Raw genomic sequence first — 13,179 nt, forward strand, 5'->3', positions numbered from 1 at the left:
GTAGCGTATCCGCCACGGTTGCGCCCAAAACCGCCCTGTTCAATTGACAACTGCAACGCCGCGGCCGAAGGTAGCGCAAAACGATAAAAGCACATTGAGGTAGAGGCAGATGAGGCGCTTTTGGCTAGGGCTCGCGGCGGCGTCCGTAGTGTCCGCATGCGGCGGGGGAAACCCCTTCACCACCACGACGGATGACGATACCGGCACGGATACCGGCTCCGGCAGCCGGGAAGGCCTGCCGCCGGGCACCGACAACCCGTCTGCCAATGCGGCCATATTCCGTTCTGAGCCCACCGAAGCGGACGGCGGCGAGCGCGGCGACGGTTACGCCACCGGCATCAGCTATGACGCGGACACCGATACTTTTACGGTCGACAACCTGGGTTTCGACGGTGACAACACCTACAGCAGGGGCACAGCCATCGCCTCGCTGGGACCGTATTCCGTGTATGAGGCCGACACGACCTTTCCGGATATCATCGACGGGCAGCTCATTAACCAGTTCGCTCACCGTGCGATTTATGGCGTCAGCACCTCCGGCAATACTGAATTTGCCATCGTCAGGACCGGCGACTACGTCGATTACGGCTTTGGCGGCTTCATCTATCAGCGCCATAACGGCGTGAGCCTACCCTCCAGCGGCCAGGCGGTTTACACGGGTTCGATGGCAGGCATCCGGGACTTCGATGGCGCAGGTGGCCTCGAATACTCCACCGCGGACGCGCAGATCGCGATCGACTTCGACGACTTCAATGACACCACTGGCACCCGCGGCGACGCCGTGCGCGGCGTTTTCAACAACCGGCGGATCTTTGACATCAACGGAAATGACATCACCAGCGACGTGATTTCCCGGATCGAAACCCAAAACAGCATCGATCTCAACGGTGAACTGCCGACACTGGTCTTCGATGTCGGACCGGGCGCGCTGGACGACAACGGCGAATTGGTGGGCACGCTGCACAGCAATTACATCAACAGCAGCGGCGCAATCTCAACCTTCGAGGAAGGCAACTACTACGCTGTCATGTCCGGCGACAACCCGGATGAGATTGTCGGGGTGATGGTTGTGACCACCGGGCTTGATCCTGCCGCAACTACTGTGCGGGAAACCGGCGGCTTCATCGTATACAACCCGGACTGATGACACCGGGGCGTGTCAGGTTCTGGCGCAGCGCCTTTCAGGCGCTGCTGCTTGCCGCGGTGCCGCTGGCCGCTGCTGCCTCGCCGCAGGGACAGCAGCCGGCAACCGCAAAGCAGGTTCGCGCGGCTGCAGCCGGCGCCCTGGAGGCAGGCGATTCCAAAACCGCCTACGCCTTTTCCAGCGCCCTGCTGCAGCGCGACCCCAATGACCGCACCGCCCTGCTCCTCAACGCTCAGGCCGCCCGGTCGCTCGGCAACTTCAAAACTGCCCGCCAATCCGCCCGGCGGGCGTGGCAGCTTGCCGACACTGGCGAGGACAAGTTCAATGCATCGCTGATCATGGCCCAGGCTCTGTCGTCCGGCGGACAGCGCAACCTGGCGCAGTTCTGGCTCCGGCGCGCGGCCCATCACGCGCCGAGCCGGCTGCACGAGCGGCGCGCAATCCGCGATTTCCAGTACTTGCGCGCCACAACCCCCTGGCATCACCGGCTTTCCTTCTCCATCACACCGGATTCCAACGTCAACAACGGCTCCAGCGAAACTTCGATATACGTGCCGCTCTATGGGCGCCGCTTCGGACTTTCGGGAAGCGCACAAGCCCTGTCCGGAATCGAGCACGCCGTGGAGTTGAATTCTCGCTACCGCTTCAAAGCCTCCGAAACCCGCGCCCACGACCTGCTGGTGTCGGCTGAATACCGCACCTACACCCTGTCGTCAGAGGCCAAGGCCCAGGCGCCCGGCACCAAGGGCAGCGATTTCGCCTTCGGATCACTGACCGCCGGATACGCTCACAAGGGACTGAACTTCGGCCGCCGCGGAGAGTACCGTCTGGGCATCGACACCGGCCAGAGCTGGTACGGCGGCGAGGAATACACCCGGTTTCTGCGGTTGAATGCCGGTCAAAGCTACAAGCTGACTCCTAACCGGACCCTGGGCGCCAAGGTGCTTGCCGAAAGCCATAACGGCCTGCGGGCAAACGATCTGGATACCCTGCGCGGCGATCTGTCTTACAGCTTCCGGACCAAGTCCGGGCTGTCTGTCTGGAGCAGCCTGTCGGTCGCGGAAGCAGACTCCAGCTCCGCGGTCGAGGACTTCACCGAACTTGGCCTGCAAGCGCAAATCACCCTGCCCAAGCCCGTCTTCGGCGCCATAGCGCGTTTCGGTTTCTCAGCCCGCAGCCGGGATTATCCGCTGTCAAGCTTCAGCCCGGCAGGCCGGCAGGACGACAAGTTCACTGCGGATTTCTCCCTGACCTTCCGACAGGTTGACTACTACGGCTTCAGCCCGACCCTGCGGCTGTCCGGCTCCACAACCGACAGCAACATCGACCTGTATAAGTCGAACCGCTTGGGTGTGAACTTCGGAATCCAGTCCGCTTTCTGACCCCTGCCTCTCGACATTGCTGCCCTCTGCAATAGGCTGCGGGCAAATTCAAACAGGAGACCGCCATGCCCCTCACATACCTGCACACCATGGTCCGGGTGAAGGACCTTGAGAAATCCATCGCCTTCTACCAACTTCTCGGCCTGCAGGAGACCCGCCGCTACGAGAACGAGCAGGGCCGCTTCACCCTGGTGTTCATGGCGCCTCCGGGCCAGGAGGAGGCGCCGGTTGAACTTACCTACAACTGGGACGGCGACGAAGGGCTGCCCAGCGACAGCCGCCACTTCGGCCATCTGGCCTATGGGGTGGATGACATCTATGCCGCCTGCCGGCACCTGATGGACAACGGCGTCACCATCAACCGGCCGCCGCGCGACGGCCGCATGGCCTTCGTGCGCTCACCCGACAACATCTCCATTGAACTGCTGCAGAACGGCGATGCCCTGCCCCCGGCAGAACCCTGGGCGAGCATGGAAAACACCGGCCACTGGTAAGGCCGGCAGCGGGCACCCTGGGCTTTCGCAAAGCGGGCCGGACCGCGCGCGGAACCGCTTCACAGGCGCGGCCGCGGGCACACGGCACCCGCTGCTCCCGCAGGCTTCGGGTTGCGTGCCATGCCGGCGGGTTTCCAGTCTGCTGTGCGAAGGCCTGCGGCGACACAAATAGCCGACTCAGCCCCTGGTGGGGGCTGCCGGTGATCTCCGCCAGTCTTCCATGAATGAAAACGCGGGAAAAGGGCGGCGCTTCTGCAGCCTTCTGCCGTGCCCCCGGCCGGGGCCCGGCGCATTACCCTTTGATACGGTCAGAGCATGGTTTCCCCTCATGCCCCGTCTGCGGCCAGCCGGTGTTTCCCCGGCTTGTCCGGCCATCGCCTTCTGGAACGGCTTGCCCCAGGCGGCGCCTCAGTAGATGTAGCGGATCTGGTCCGACCAGTAGCGCTCCATCCGCTTCAGCGAAGAGGTGATGTCCTCGATGCCTTCCGAGGTGATCACATTCTTGCCTTCCAGCCCTTCGGCATGGCGGGAGAACAGCGCCGACACGATGTCGCGGATCTCGCGGCCGCGCTGGGTCAGGCGGACCCGCACCGAGCGGCGGTCGATCTCGCAGCGCTGATGGTGCATATAGCCCATCTCGACCAGCTTCTTCAGGTTGTAGCTGACGTTGCTGCCCTGATAGTAGCCGCGGGTTTTCAGTTCCCCGGCAGTCACCTCATTGTCGCCGATGTTGAACAGCAGCAGCGCCTGGACCGCATTGATCTCCAGCACGCCGACGCGTTCGAATTCATCCTTGATGACGTCCAGCAGCAGGCGGTGGAGGCGCTCAAGCAGCCCCAGCGCCTCCAGGTAGCCAGTCATGAACCCTTTGCGGTCCGTCTGGCTGATTGGCAATTCCATACTCATTCGCATCTCCGACTCGAATTTGCTCCTGAGACAAGATGCCAACAATTCCCGAAAAATCGGTTAAGCTGGATTTTTATTATTTTTGGTGCGTTTGCGCTATATCCGCGATCAGGGCGCGGAACCGCTCCTGCGGTTCCGCCTGGCCGGTCACCCACTGGTACAGATCCTGGTCGTTTTCGTGCAGCAGCTGGTCATAAAGATCCAGCTGCGCCGCGTCCATCTGCTCCAGGCTGGCGGCGGCATAGGCCGACAGCAGGATATCCATTTCCTTGATACCCCGGCGCATCGATCGCATCTGCAGCCGCTTCAGGCGGGTGGCTCGGTCCTCTTGCATACTGCGGCCTCAGGCGGTTTCCGCCGCCGGGGCCTCATTGACCTGCAGCAGGGTCCGCAGCTTTTTCTCCAGCCGCGCCGCGCGTTCCGCGTTCTGGCGCATTTCGCTGCGCAGCGCGCGCAGTTCGTTCAGAACGCTGGTGAAATCACCCGCTTCCAGCTCCAGCGGCGCCGGTTCCGACATCCCCTCGCCTTCGCCGGTCAGCAGCCAGGACATCGACACGTTCAGCAGCCCGGCCAGCATGGTCAGCTTGTTGGCGCGCGGCTCCGACAGGTCCCGTTCCCAGGCGCTGAGCGTCGATTTCTTGACCCCGATCCGCCGCGCCAGCTGGCCCTGGGTCATCCCGGCGGCTTCCCGCGCAGCGGCGACACGGTCGCCGAAAGTTGCAGCATCGGGGCCGTACCAGTCAGTGGTCTGCTCAGTCATTGCCAGTTCTCCTACTCCAGAATCCAAGGCGGCTTGATCGCCGATTAGCCGCACCCTATGACAGTTGCAAGAAACATACAAACCGAGGCCCAGCCCCATGTCGTTCCTGTCGGAGACTCTATCCCGCGTAAAACCGTCACCCACCATTGCAATGACCGCAAAAGCGGCAGAGCTGAAGGCGGCAGGACGCGACGTCATCGGCCTCAGCGCCGGTGAGCCTGACTTTGACACGCCGCAGAACATCAAGGATGCCGCTGTTGCGGCCATAGCCGCGGGCAAGACCAAATACACCGCCCCCGATGGCATCCCGGAGCTGAAACAAGCGGTCTGCGCCAAGATGAAGCGCGATCACGGGCTGGAGTACACGCCCGCGCAGGTCTCGGTCGGCACCGGCGGCAAGCAGACGCTCTACAATGCGCTGATGGCGACGCTGAACCCGGGTGACGAGGTTGTGATTCCCGCTCCCTACTGGGTCAGCTACCCGGACATGGTGCTGCTGGCGGGCGGCACGCCGGTTGTTGTGGAAACGGCGCTGGAAAACAAGTTCAAGCTGACTGCGGACCAGCTGGAGGCCGCAATCACTCCGAAAACCAAATGGTTCATCTTCAATTCCCCGTCGAACCCGACCGGTGCTGGCTACAGCCGGGACGAGCTGAAGGCGCTGACCGGTGTGCTGCTGCGCCATCCGCATGTCTGGGTGATGACCGACGACATGTACGAACACCTGGCTTACGACGGTTTCGAGTTCTGCACGCCCGCGCAGGTGGAGCCGGGGCTTTACGAACGCACCCTCACCTGCAACGGCGTTTCCAAGGCCTACGCGATGACCGGCTGGCGCATCGGCTATGCCGCGGGCCCCGAGAAACTGATCGCCGCCATGCGCAAGGTGCAGTCGCAGTCGACTTCCAACCCCTGCTCGGTCAGCCAATGGGCCGCGGTGGAGGCGCTGAACGGCACCCAGGCGTTCCTGGCTCCCAACAACGAGACCTTCAAACGCCGCCGCGATCTGGTGGTCTCCATGCTCTCCGAAATCGAAGGCATCACCTGCCCCACGCCTGAGGGCGCGTTCTATGTCTACCCCTCCATCGCTGGGCTGATCGGCAAGACCACCCCTGCCGGCAAGCGGATCGAAACCGACGAGGACTTCGCCATCGCTTTGCTGGAAGAGGCCGATGTCGCCGTGGTTTTCGGTGCCGCTTTCGGGCTGTCGCCCAACTTCCGCGTCAGCTACGCCACCTCGGATGCCGCGCTGGAGGAGGCCTGCCGCCGCATTCAGGCCTTCTGCGCCGCGCTGACCTGACAGGAGACCAAGCATGAGCGCCGATCTGCCGGATTATTACTTCCGCGTCCGTGAGAACGGCGCCTTTGTCTTCCGCGTCGACACCGAGAACCGCAACCGGCGGATCGAGATGGACCAGATCGCCGTTGTGAACATCCGCAACGGCGAGATCAAACCGCACGGCCAGCGCCAGCTAACGGACCAGGACATCACCGAGATCAAATCCTGGATGGAGGCCCGCGCCGCCACCCTGGCGTCCCGCGACCTCGACGACATCCGCCGTGCCATCGACCACCTGAACCTGACGGCCCACTGGGCCAACAGCCGCGCCACCGATGAGCAGCTGGAGGACATCACCGATGAACTCCTGCTGGCAATGCACGACCTGCGCAGCGTGCTGGTGCGCAAAAAAGCCGACCGGCTGATGAAAGACCGCGGCGGTGAGTAGGTGCTTGCCGCCCCTTCAGCCGCAGTACAGCGACCGCACGGAGTAGGACCGGGACCGGGGCTCCGGCTGCAGTTCCGGTAAATCCGGGCTGAAGGCCTCCGGCCCCTGCCGGGGCAAATTCGGATGCCCCAGCACGAACAGGCTGCGCTGCCGCATCGCATCCGGCGTGCCGGGCTCCACCGGCGCCACTCCCAGCCGCCACCTCAGATGCAAGACCGCCCTGCCGTGAGGGCCGCCGCCCAGGGTGAACCCGCCGGGCAGCTCCGCCAGAGGCTGTGCCGGTGCCGGACTTTCCAGGCTGGCGATCTGGCAGACAAACTGGCCCTTCACCTCGGCCCGCAGCCCGCCGCCCCGCGGCTGCCGTGCCAGGGTCACCAGATGACCGGCCTTGATACCCGCGCCGCGGACCGCAAAGTCCAGGGGCTCCGGCATCTCGAACACCAGCGTTTCCGGCCCGAACAGCCGATCTTCGCTCTGCCAGCCGCTGCCGCTGGCAATGCGCAGCACATAGCGCCCCGGCGGCACCAGCACCTTGAAGAACGCGCCGCCCTCGATATAGGCCGCCAGCGCGTCGCCGCCGCTGCCGGACAGCACCAGGTAATAGTCCGCCCCTGCCGGGGTCTTGACCTGCAGCGGGAAAACCGCAGGCAGCCCCGTGCGGTTCCACATCAGCCCGGTCCGCGGCTGCTCCGCCAGCACCGGAGCAAGGCACAGGAGCAATCCCGCCAGCAGACCAGCCGCCAGCCGCCGCCATACCAGTTCTGCAGGCCTCCAAATCATGGCCTTCCGTTCCTGTCCGCCAAGGTCCTCCGGAACCCTACCACAGCCACCGCCGCTGCCGCACACCGCGATCAGCCGGAAGGCATGGCACAGCCCGGCTCAAGGCGTGATGTGAAAGCTACGGAGACAGCCTAATCACGGGCGGAAACACCGATACCGCTGGCAGGCCGCCAAGATCCCGGCCAGAATCAAGGCATAAAAACAAAACGATGAGGACCGGAGCACCACCCGCCCCGGCAGAGCAGATGCTAGAAGCGCAAAGACTTTGGCCTTACCGCCCGCGGCTGTTCGCCAAGGCGTTCCGCTACCAGTATGTGATTTCGCGCCAGGAAGAACAGATTCATTCCTTTTCCCATCACACCTGCGGCCAATGGCACATCCATGCCGGCAAGGACCTGCCGGCCTGTGCCCTGCATGATGCGTTGGGCCGCCCGTTCGGTGTCCTGCTGGGCATTGCGGTCGGGCCAACGGGCCTTCTGTCCGCACCGCTGCAGCACCTGCCGCTGGACAGCACTGCACCGGACTTCTGGGACCGGCTGGAAGACTTCATCGTGGACACGGCGGGCCGCTTCGCCCTTATCGCCGAAAGCGGCGGGCAGGCCCGGTTCTATACCGATCCGGTTGGCATGATCGGTGCCGTCTGCGACCCGCTGGCACGCCGCGTGGCAGCCTCGCCGCTGCTGGCGCTGGACCGGCCGGTGGTTCCCAACCCCAAGGTCGACCCGGAGATTGTCGCGCATCACGGCGGCAAGATTTCCCTGTTCCACACCGCCGACAAACACGTGCGGCGCCTCAACCCGAACTTCTATTTGGACCTGCGCACCTTCCGCGAGCACCGGTTCTGGCCGCGCGAAGATGACAGTCTGAACGCGCCCGCAGACCCGGTGGAAGCCTTTGACAGGATCTATGCCCAGGCCAGTTTCAACATCGGCGCCATTGCCGCCGCCCACCCGACAGCGCTGCCGCTGACCGGCGGTCAGGACAGCCGCCTGCTCCTGACCTTCGCCAAACCCCATGCGGACCGGATCAAGCACTATTTCTCGCATATCAACAACTACGCGACCCGCCGGGATGCAGCCATCGGCGGGATCCTGTGCCAGCGCCTGAACCTGCGCCACCAAGCGCTGGACAAGCGGGACTATTCCCTTCCAGAAGCGGAAATCGAAAAGCGGCGCAGCATCTATCACCTGACAACCGGCGCGCCCATGCCGCCGCCGCAGGAGCATCTCAACGGCACCGCCAACGGGCTGCCCGAAAACACCGTCATCCTGCGCGGGCACCTGACCGACCTGCTGCGCGCGGTCTTTGTCACCCGGCCGCAGGGGCTGTGGGATGTGGTGAACTGGCAGATCAAGAAGCTTCTGATCGTGCCCAACAGCATGTTCGGCCCCGAAACCGCATCGCTGTTCCGCGACGACTTCACCGCCTGGCAGAAGACGCTCAACACCCCGGCCCGCAGCAAGGCCGTCGATTTCCTGTTCCTGGAGGTCTACTACAGCTCCACCGTCGGCGCCGTCTTCCCGGCCCTCTGGCAGCATTTCTACCTGTCGCCCTTCAACAGCCGCAGACTGATCGCCCTGTCGCTCAGCTTCGCGGACAAGCACCGGGTGGAATCCGGACCGGTCTTCGGCATCATCGAACGCTTTGCCCCGGAACTGTCGGATGTCCCCTTCGACTTCGAGGCCCCCGCGGACCTGGGCACGCTGCACGGCTGCGAGGGCAGCTTCGGCAGCATGACCCGCGACCGCCGCCTGGCCGCCATTGCCCGCCTGGCCCGGACGCGGCCGGGCCCCGGTGCGGAACCGCAGCAGCAAGAAGATCTGCCAGCCGGAACAGTCTGAAGGCAGCGCGGACCGGCCCCGGCGCCGGGATCACGCCCGCCGCCGCATTGGCAAGGCTTCGCCGGTTCCTGCGCCGCCGGGCCGCCGCGGCTGGACGCGGCCGCCGCCGCATGATTGAGGGTATGGTGATCCCGCCGGACAAAAAACCGGCCACAGGCAGAATACGAGAACGCAAATGCGCCCCGGTTTCCTCCTCAGCACCCTTCCTTTTGTCTGCGCCCTGGCCCTGCCCCATCCCGCCGCTGCCGGCGGACCCTCGATTAAGGTTCAGGACAAAGGCAACCAGTACAAATACGAGTACAAGGACCACCGCTGCCAGTTCAAATACCACCTGAAATACGGCAAGGGTGACGCCAAGACCTCAACCAAGGGCGATTGCTCCCAAATCGCCCGCTTCCCGCAGTTTGCCCCGCCCGCGGCTTATGCCCGCGGCGGCAGGCGCCCGGCTCCGCAGCCCGCGTCCTGGCCATCCTGCAACTCGCAGGCCTTGGGACGGCTGCTCGGCGGCGCGGCCGGGACTGCGGCAGGCGCCCGGCTTGGCAATGGCGACACGGTGACAATTGCGGCCGGAACCGTGCTGGGCGCCCTGCTGGGCGGCGAGATCGGCCGCCGCCTGGGCGCCGATGACCACCGCTGCATCGGCTCGGCGCTGGAATACGCCGGCCCCGGCCAGGTCTTCGATTTCAGCAACCCGCAATCGGGCCTGGCCTATGCGCTGCGCCCGCTGGAGCGCAGCAGCCGGGGCGGCACCGCCTGCCGCAGCTTCGATGCCCGTTTCGACGGCGGCCACTGGCGCCGCGGCCTGGCCTGCCGTGAGGGCGGCGAATGGCGGATCGTCAGCCTGGACTGACGGCCCGCCCGGCGCCTCAGGACGCCTTGGCGCCTGCGGCGTCCTTCATGGCATCAACGCCCTTCTTCCACAGGTTGCCCTGCCACAGCTCCTCAAGGCCGGTTTCGCCGCTGGCCCCCTTGGTGGTCAGGTAATCATAGTAGGACGTCGGCTTGCGGCCGGTGATGTTGTAGAAGTCCGGGCTGCAACGGGTGTAGAAGCCATTGGTCAGATATTCGAAGAACTCCGCGCGGGTTGCCCCGAAATCCGCCTCGAACTGTTCCATGGATTGCGGGCGGTATTCGATCTCCCGGCCCATGGCGCGGCCCAGATCGGCGGCGATTTCCGCCATCGACTGCGGCACCGGGCCGGTGATGTCATAGAACTTGTTGCCGTGCCGCTCCGGCCCCTCGGCCAGCACCGCCGCCGCCGCCTCGGCAATGTCGCGGGTGGCGACAAAGGAATTGCGCATATCCCCCAGCGGGTTGGAGAACCAGCCTTCGTTTTCAATGGTGTCGCAGTCGGTCTTCAACAGGTGATTCATGAAGAAGTTGTTGCGCAGCGCAGTCACGGTCAGGCCCGCGTCGATCAGCGCCTTCTCACCCCACCAGTAGTGCTGCAGCATCAGCGGAATGCCGGCCCCCGGGCGCGAGGCATGGGTGTCCGCATCGTAGTCTGCGGTATTGGTGTCCGCGCCCATGCAGCTGACGCGCACCACATGTTTGATCTGGTCCTTGCGCGCCCCCAGCGCCTTGCAAAAGTTCAGATGCCCCTCCAGCATCGGGTCCAGCGAGGCGGAATAGACCGCCGACACGCCCTCCAGCGCGGCGTCCCACGTGGCCGGGTCCGACAGGTCGAACTTCACCGTTTCGTCGGCTCCCAGCGCCTTCAGCTGCTCCTCCTTGGAACCGCTGAAATAGCAGGCGCGGACGGTGAACCGGCCCTGTTGCGCCAGACGCGCCACCAGCTCGCGGCCGATACGGCCGGTGGCCGAGGTAATAAGAACGATGGGTTTGGACATGGAAGGGCCTCCTGATGCCGCGGACGGGCTGCCGCCCGCGCAAATGTTTCAATTCTGCGCGGACCCTACAGCCATGCCGCCCGCCGCAATCCCTGAAACCCGACTCAAAAGGCTGCGCATTCGTCACGCCGGCCCGCCGCGCCGCGGACGAACCCGGAACGTTTCCCCTGGTCCGGGCGTTATTTCCCTATCCACGCAAAGCAAGGGAGAAACACCATGCAACAGGTTCACAGCGAACCCGGCAGCAGTCTGGTCTCCACCAACGACGTGACCGGAACCGACGTTTATGACGAACGCGGAGAGAAGGCCGGAACCATCGACCACCTGATGATCGACAAGCAGTCCGGCAAGGCAGCCTATGCTATCATGAGCTTCGGCGGCTTCCTCGGTCTGGGCGAACGGCAGTTCACCATTCCCTGGGGGGCGCTCTCCTATGCGCCTGAGCTGGGCGGCTTCCGCACCAGTGTCACCCCGGAGCAGCTGAAAAGCGCCCCGGAGCAGCCCGAGGGCTGGCACCGCGACCGCAGGCACGAGGAGAGCATCTACGATCACTATCAGGTGCCGTATTACTGGTTCTGATCCGCTGCCATGCCGCTGCAAAGAAAGAGGCCCCGCAATTCTGCGGGGCCTTTTCGCCGGTCTGCCGCCACGCCGTGCGGTTGGAAGGGACTATAGGCCGCCCCCATCAGGATTTCGGGGGAGCGTGACGGCAGTCAGGCGTGACCCGGGGATCAGCCCGCCTGAGTCAGAACGCCGGCTTCGATTGCCGCGCTGACCTCTGCTGCATCGGCTTCACCGTCGGCATTGGCATCAACAGTGGCAAAGGTTTCCGCGGTCAGTTCCGGGAACGCCAGCTGAAGCTCTTCCAGCGAGAAAGTTCCGTTGCCGTCTGCGTCCAGCTCTGCGGCCAGGTCCTTTGCAGCCAGCGGGGATGCGAGCAGGGCAGCAACAGCGGTAGCGGTCATGGCAAACTTTTTCATGTGAGACACTCCAGTCATAATTTGGTTTGTTGCGGTCCGCGGCTTGTCCTGCGAACCGTGACAAACAGCTATGGCGTGCCCCGCCGCTCCGCCATCCCCTGACTGCTGCCGCCCGAAACCCCGGCACAATGGCGCCGGGTTTTCCCTTTCATGTAAGCAGGTTACCGCCACGACTGCGGGACCGGCCTTTGTCCGCGCAGCGCCGCTGCTAAATTCCGCGGCTTTCCGCCCTGCGATCGAAGGATGCAGCGGTGCAGGGAACCAATCAGCGTTTCAGGATTCCTGTGACGCCTGCAGCAGCAGCCGAATCCTACTCGGCGATATCCTCGGCCCACAGCTCCGGCTTTTCGCGGATAAACCGCTCCATCAGCGCGATACAGTCCGGATCCTCTGCAATCACCACCTCGACGCCGTGCTTGCGCAGAAACTCCTCGTTGCCGCCAAAATTTTGCGTGTCGCCGATCACCACCCGCGGGATGCCGAACTGCACGATGGTGCCGCTGCACATCATGCAGGGCGACAGCGAGGTATACAGCACCGTGTCCCGGTAGGTCTTCTGCCGCCCCGCCTTGCGCAGCGCGTCCATTTCGCCGTGGGCAATCGGGTCGCCCTTCTGGACCCGCTGGTTGCGCCCCTGCGCCACCACCTGGCCATCCCGCGCCAGCACCGATCCGATCGGGCAGCCGCCCTCGCCGAACCCGGCCTTAGCTTCCTCATAGGCAATGCGCAGCAGGCGCCTGTCATCGTCGGTCATCATAGGAAACGGCCTCTTTGTGAATGAATACAACGCTGTTGCGGAATCCTGCCTCCCGGTCGCAAGACGGTCAACCCCGCCCCCGCCGCACCGGCTCAGGGCTGGAGCGAAACGCGCCCCCGTGCCACACTTGCCAGGGCCGGGCGCCGCCCGGGCCGGAACCAGGGAGGCCTGCCATGTATGTCGCCGGATTTGTCATTCCCGTCCCCGCGGGCAATTTCGAAGCCTACAAGGCCTGGGCGGAAGCCAGCGCCGCGCTGTTCCGGGAGTACGGCTGCCTGGAAATCGTCGATTCCTGGGAAGACAATGTGCCGGACGGGCAGCAGACCGACTTCCGCCGCGCCGTCGCTGCCCGCCCCAACGAGCGGATCGTGTTCAGCTGGCAGATCTGGCCCAGCAAGGAAGACATGGAGGCCGCTGAGGCCCGGATCGCCAAGGACACCCGCTTTGACATCCCCGTCGAAATCCCCTTCGACCACCGGCGACTGATCCTTGGCGCCTTCACTCCGGTCCACATCCTGGGACGCCAGGCAGGGACGGGCTGACCGGTGCCGCTGCGCG

At 64.5% G+C, this 13,179-nt stretch carries 16 protein-coding genes; 9 read left to right on the forward strand and 7 right to left on the reverse strand.

What is annotated here, in order from left to right; all coding sequences use genetic code 11:
• Positions 1 to 109: 109 nt before the first annotated feature.
• The 3 genes from KUV26_RS05030 to KUV26_RS05040 all read left to right on the forward strand — a co-directional run bounded on the left by KUV26_RS05030 (position 110) and on the right by KUV26_RS05040 (position 3,020).
• Positions 110 to 1,144 carry a hypothetical protein gene (locus tag KUV26_RS05030; protein WP_222507567.1) on the forward strand — a complete coding sequence of 345 codons (1,035 nt, stop codon included), beginning with the start codon at positions 110 to 112 and terminating at the stop codon, positions 1,142 to 1,144.
• Positions 1,144 to 2,526, forward strand: coding sequence for a surface lipoprotein assembly modifier (locus tag KUV26_RS05035; RefSeq protein WP_222507568.1), 1,383 nt, complete (start codon positions 1,144 to 1,146; stop codon positions 2,524 to 2,526). Before KUV26_RS05030 ends, KUV26_RS05035 begins: the two co-directional genes overlap by 1 nt.
• Before the next feature lie 65 nt (positions 2,527 to 2,591).
• Positions 2,592 to 3,020 (forward strand): VOC family protein, encoded by a 429-nt coding sequence (locus KUV26_RS05040; protein WP_222502851.1) that lies wholly within the window; start codon positions 2,592 to 2,594, stop codon positions 3,018 to 3,020.
• A 408-nt stretch (positions 3,021 to 3,428) separates the two neighbouring features.
• Here the strand turns inward: KUV26_RS05040 and KUV26_RS05045 are convergent, their stop codons facing one another.
• The 3 genes from KUV26_RS05045 to KUV26_RS05055 form a co-directional block, all read right to left on the reverse strand.
• Entirely contained in the window at positions 3,429 to 3,926 is a 498-nt protein-coding gene (locus tag KUV26_RS05045) for a MarR family winged helix-turn-helix transcriptional regulator (protein WP_409996796.1), read from the reverse strand.
• A 76-nt stretch (positions 3,927 to 4,002) separates the two neighbouring features.
• Complete coding sequence (locus tag KUV26_RS05050) at positions 4,003 to 4,260, reverse strand: succinate dehydrogenase assembly factor 2 (RefSeq protein WP_222502850.1); 258 nt, start codon at positions 4,258 to 4,260, stop codon at positions 4,003 to 4,005.
• 9 nt (positions 4,261 to 4,269) lie between these two features.
• The gene (locus tag KUV26_RS05055) at positions 4,270 to 4,686 is read right to left on the reverse strand and encodes a helix-turn-helix domain-containing protein (protein ID WP_222502849.1); all 417 of its coding nucleotides are present in this window, start codon (positions 4,684 to 4,686) and stop codon (positions 4,270 to 4,272) included.
• Between the two features lie 97 nt (positions 4,687 to 4,783).
• Here KUV26_RS05055 and KUV26_RS05060 point away from each other — a divergent pair, with 97 nt between their 5' ends.
• On the forward strand, positions 4,784 to 5,986 hold the full coding sequence (locus KUV26_RS05060; protein WP_222507569.1) for a pyridoxal phosphate-dependent aminotransferase: 1,203 nt from the start codon (positions 4,784 to 4,786) through the stop codon (positions 5,984 to 5,986).
• Positions 5,987 to 5,999: 13 nt separating this feature from the next.
• Positions 6,000 to 6,413, forward strand: coding sequence for a hypothetical protein (locus KUV26_RS05065; RefSeq protein WP_222502847.1), 414 nt, complete (start codon positions 6,000 to 6,002; stop codon positions 6,411 to 6,413).
• 15 nt (positions 6,414 to 6,428) lie between these two features.
• Here KUV26_RS05065 and KUV26_RS05070 read toward each other — a convergent pair whose 3' ends face one another.
• Entirely contained in the window at positions 6,429 to 7,193 is a 765-nt protein-coding gene (locus KUV26_RS05070; RefSeq protein ID WP_222507570.1) for a hypothetical protein, read from the reverse strand.
• Positions 7,194 to 7,402: 209 nt separating this feature from the next.
• Between KUV26_RS05070 and KUV26_RS05075 the strand changes: the two genes are divergently transcribed.
• Together KUV26_RS05075 and KUV26_RS05080 are read left to right on the forward strand one after the other, a co-directional pair.
• On the forward strand, positions 7,403 to 9,034 hold the full coding sequence (locus tag KUV26_RS05075; protein WP_222507571.1) for a hypothetical protein: 1,632 nt from the start codon (positions 7,403 to 7,405) through the stop codon (positions 9,032 to 9,034).
• A 175-nt stretch (positions 9,035 to 9,209) separates the two neighbouring features.
• On the forward strand, positions 9,210 to 9,884 hold the full coding sequence (locus tag KUV26_RS05080; RefSeq protein WP_222507572.1) for a hypothetical protein: 675 nt from the start codon (positions 9,210 to 9,212) through the stop codon (positions 9,882 to 9,884).
• 16 nt (positions 9,885 to 9,900) lie between these two features.
• Here KUV26_RS05080 and KUV26_RS05085 read toward each other — a convergent pair whose 3' ends face one another.
• A complete protein-coding gene (locus tag KUV26_RS05085; RefSeq protein ID WP_222507573.1) occupies positions 9,901 to 10,884 on the reverse strand; it encodes an NAD(P)H-binding protein in 984 nt (327 codons plus the stop codon).
• A 216-nt stretch (positions 10,885 to 11,100) separates the two neighbouring features.
• On the opposite strand from KUV26_RS05085, the gene KUV26_RS05090 reads away from it, so the two are divergent.
• Positions 11,101 to 11,463: a PRC-barrel domain-containing protein gene (locus tag KUV26_RS05090; protein ID WP_222507574.1), complete on the forward strand. Its 363-nt coding sequence runs from the start codon at positions 11,101 to 11,103 to the stop codon at positions 11,461 to 11,463.
• Positions 11,464 to 11,615: 152 nt separating this feature from the next.
• Here the strand turns inward: KUV26_RS05090 and KUV26_RS05095 are convergent, their stop codons facing one another.
• Both KUV26_RS05095 and KUV26_RS05100 read right to left on the reverse strand, forming a co-directional pair.
• The gene (locus KUV26_RS05095) at positions 11,616 to 11,864 is read right to left on the reverse strand and encodes an EF-hand domain-containing protein (RefSeq protein ID WP_222502841.1); all 249 of its coding nucleotides are present in this window, start codon (positions 11,862 to 11,864) and stop codon (positions 11,616 to 11,618) included.
• Positions 11,865 to 12,174: 310 nt separating this feature from the next.
• A complete protein-coding gene (locus KUV26_RS05100) occupies positions 12,175 to 12,618 on the reverse strand; it encodes a nucleoside deaminase (protein ID WP_261398550.1) in 444 nt (147 codons plus the stop codon).
• Between the two features lie 176 nt (positions 12,619 to 12,794).
• On the opposite strand from KUV26_RS05100, the gene KUV26_RS05105 reads away from it, so the two are divergent.
• Positions 12,795 to 13,163: a DUF1428 domain-containing protein gene (locus KUV26_RS05105; protein WP_222507575.1), complete on the forward strand. Its 369-nt coding sequence runs from the start codon at positions 12,795 to 12,797 to the stop codon at positions 13,161 to 13,163.
• The last annotated feature ends 16 nt before the right edge of the window (positions 13,164 to 13,179 follow it).

Origin of the sequence: Leisingera daeponensis (assembly GCF_019801465.1) — a bacterium.
Classification (GTDB): domain Bacteria; phylum Pseudomonadota; class Alphaproteobacteria; order Rhodobacterales; family Rhodobacteraceae; genus Leisingera; species Leisingera daeponensis_A.

What these genes read in the sequence shown, in the direction of transcription:
- KUV26_RS05030 (WP_222507567.1), top strand. Translation starts at nt 110, where the DNA reads ATGAGGCGCTTTTGGCTAGGGCTCGCGGCGGCGTCCGTAGTGTCCGCA.
- KUV26_RS05035 (WP_222507568.1), top strand. Translation starts at nt 1,144, where the DNA reads ATGACACCGGGGCGTGTCAGGTTCTGGCGCAGCGCCTTTCAGGCGCTG.
- KUV26_RS05040 (WP_222502851.1), top strand. Translation starts at nt 2,592, where the DNA reads ATGCCCCTCACATACCTGCACACCATGGTCCGGGTGAAGGACCTTGAG.
- KUV26_RS05045 (WP_409996796.1), bottom strand. Translation starts at nt 3,926, where the DNA reads ATGAGTATGGAATTGCCAATCAGCCAGACGGACCGCAAAGGGTTCATG.
- KUV26_RS05050 (WP_222502850.1), bottom strand. Translation starts at nt 4,260, where the DNA reads ATGCAAGAGGACCGAGCCACCCGCCTGAAGCGGCTGCAGATGCGATCG.
- KUV26_RS05055 (WP_222502849.1), bottom strand. Translation starts at nt 4,686, where the DNA reads ATGACTGAGCAGACCACTGACTGGTACGGCCCCGATGCTGCAACTTTC.
- KUV26_RS05060 (WP_222507569.1), top strand. Translation starts at nt 4,784, where the DNA reads ATGTCGTTCCTGTCGGAGACTCTATCCCGCGTAAAACCGTCACCCACC.
- KUV26_RS05065 (WP_222502847.1), top strand. Translation starts at nt 6,000, where the DNA reads ATGAGCGCCGATCTGCCGGATTATTACTTCCGCGTCCGTGAGAACGGC.
- KUV26_RS05070 (WP_222507570.1), bottom strand. Translation starts at nt 7,193, where the DNA reads ATGATTTGGAGGCCTGCAGAACTGGTATGGCGGCGGCTGGCGGCTGGT.
- KUV26_RS05075 (WP_222507571.1), top strand. Translation starts at nt 7,403, where the DNA reads ATGAGGACCGGAGCACCACCCGCCCCGGCAGAGCAGATGCTAGAAGCG.
- KUV26_RS05080 (WP_222507572.1), top strand. Translation starts at nt 9,210, where the DNA reads ATGCGCCCCGGTTTCCTCCTCAGCACCCTTCCTTTTGTCTGCGCCCTG.
- KUV26_RS05085 (WP_222507573.1), bottom strand. Translation starts at nt 10,884, where the DNA reads ATGTCCAAACCCATCGTTCTTATTACCTCGGCCACCGGCCGTATCGGC.
- KUV26_RS05090 (WP_222507574.1), top strand. Translation starts at nt 11,101, where the DNA reads ATGCAACAGGTTCACAGCGAACCCGGCAGCAGTCTGGTCTCCACCAAC.
- KUV26_RS05095 (WP_222502841.1), bottom strand. Translation starts at nt 11,864, where the DNA reads ATGAAAAAGTTTGCCATGACCGCTACCGCTGTTGCTGCCCTGCTCGCA.
- KUV26_RS05100 (WP_261398550.1), bottom strand. Translation starts at nt 12,618, where the DNA reads ATGACCGACGATGACAGGCGCCTGCTGCGCATTGCCTATGAGGAAGCT.
- KUV26_RS05105 (WP_222507575.1), top strand. Translation starts at nt 12,795, where the DNA reads ATGTATGTCGCCGGATTTGTCATTCCCGTCCCCGCGGGCAATTTCGAA.